The sequence below is a fragment of the Oceanobacillus luteolus genome (assembly GCF_042678205.1).
In the GTDB taxonomy this organism is placed as follows: Bacteria; Bacillota; Bacilli; order Bacillales; family Amphibacillaceae; genus Oceanobacillus; species Oceanobacillus luteolus.
Genome location: NZ_JBHUDE010000074.1, coordinates 1 through 1268 on the forward strand (window position 1 = coordinate 1; position 1268 = coordinate 1268).

A 1268-nucleotide genomic window follows, 5' to 3' on the forward strand; every position below is an offset into this window, starting at 1 on the left:
AAGCATGGTGACATGTGGAGCTGACAAATACTAATCGATCGAGGACTTAACTAAATTCTATTTTGATGTCGTTCCATTACTCTTATTTAGTTTTTAAGGTATAAGTTTAAAAAAACACTTGCATTTTCCAAATGAAATGCATATAATATAACTTGTCCTTAATTTTATATCAAATGATTTTGTCTGGTAATGATGGCGGAAAGGTCACACCTGTTCCCATACCGAACACAGTAGTTAAGCTTTCCAGCGCCGATGGTAGTTGAGACTTTGTCTCTGCAAGAGTAGGACGTTGCCAGGCATAATGAATGGAGGATTAGCTCAGCTGGGAGAGCACCTGCCTTACAAGCAGGGGGTCGCAGGTTCGAGCCCTGCATCCTCCACCATTAACGCCGGCCTAGCTCAATTGGTAGAGCAACTGACTTGTAATCAGTAGGTTGGGGGTTCAAGTCCTCTGGCCGGCACCATTTTATCTTAGAGAGCCATTAGCTCAGTTGGTAGAGCATCTGACTTTTAATCAGAGGGTCACAGGTTCGAATCCTGTATGGCTCACCATTTGAATGCGCGGGTGTGGCGGAATTGGCAGACGCGCTAGACTTAGGATCTAGTGTCTTCGGACGTGGGGGTTCAAGTCCCTTCACCCGCATTTATATGAATTTCGAGCGGAAGTAGTTCAGTGGTAGAACACCACCTTGCCAAGGTGGGGGTCGCGGGTTCGAATCCCGTCTTCCGCTCCAACCCTTGCCGGGGTGGCGGAACTGGCAGACGCACAGGACTTAAAATCCTGCGGTAGGTGACTACCGTACCGGTTCGATTCCGGTCCTCGGCACCATATTTAGCGCCCGTAGCTCAATTGGATAGAGCGTTTGACTACGGATCAAAAGGTTAGGGGTTCGACTCCTCTCGGGCGCGCCATATTTTACGGGAAGTAGCTCAGCTTGGTAGAGCACTTGGTTTGGGACCAAGGGGCCGCAGGTTCAAATCCTGTCTTCCCGACCATTTAATGAAATGGGGCCTTAGCTCAGCTGGGAGAGCGCCTGCCTTGCACGCAGGAGGTCAGCGGTTCGATCCCGCTAGGCTCCACCATTTAAAAAAAAAGAAATAGTTGACATGTTTAAAACGATATGGTAAACTAATTCAGTCGCTAAATTTTGAGTGCGACTTTTAATTTGCTCTTTGAAAACTGAACAAAACAACCAGTATGTCAAGCAAGGTCACGTGAGTGGCCAAGCATAAACTTAATAAGAAAACCCCGTTTTCTTATTAAACAA

9 tRNA genes and 1 rRNA gene are annotated in these 1268 nt (G+C 46.9%); all 10 read left to right on the forward strand.

The features are described 5' to 3' along the window. Window positions 1-182 precede the first annotated feature (182 nt). Window positions 183-298: ribosomal RNA gene (gene rrf / locus ACFSBH_RS12180) — 5S ribosomal RNA — on the forward strand. Window positions 299-307: 9 nt separating this feature from the next. Beyond that, window positions 308-383, forward strand: a tRNA-Val gene (locus ACFSBH_RS12185). Between the two features lie 5 nt (window positions 384-388). Further along, a tRNA-Thr gene (locus ACFSBH_RS12190) sits at window positions 389-464 on the forward strand. Between the two features lie 12 nt (window positions 465-476). Further along, a tRNA-Lys gene (locus ACFSBH_RS12195) sits at window positions 477-552 on the forward strand. Window positions 553-561: 9 nt separating this feature from the next. Beyond that, a tRNA-Leu gene (locus tag ACFSBH_RS12200) sits at window positions 562-643 on the forward strand. 16 nt (window positions 644-659) lie between these two features. After that, a tRNA-Gly gene (locus tag ACFSBH_RS12205) sits at window positions 660-734 on the forward strand. Window positions 735-740: 6 nt separating this feature from the next. Next, a tRNA-Leu gene (locus ACFSBH_RS12210) sits at window positions 741-829 on the forward strand. Window positions 830-835: 6 nt separating this feature from the next. Beyond that, window positions 836-912, forward strand: a tRNA-Arg gene (locus tag ACFSBH_RS12215). Window positions 913-919: 7 nt separating this feature from the next. Further along, window positions 920-996: transfer RNA gene (locus tag ACFSBH_RS12220), tRNA-Pro, on the forward strand. Between the two features lie 11 nt (window positions 997-1007). After that, window positions 1008-1083: transfer RNA gene (locus ACFSBH_RS12225), tRNA-Ala, on the forward strand. Window positions 1084-1268 lie beyond the last annotated feature (185 nt).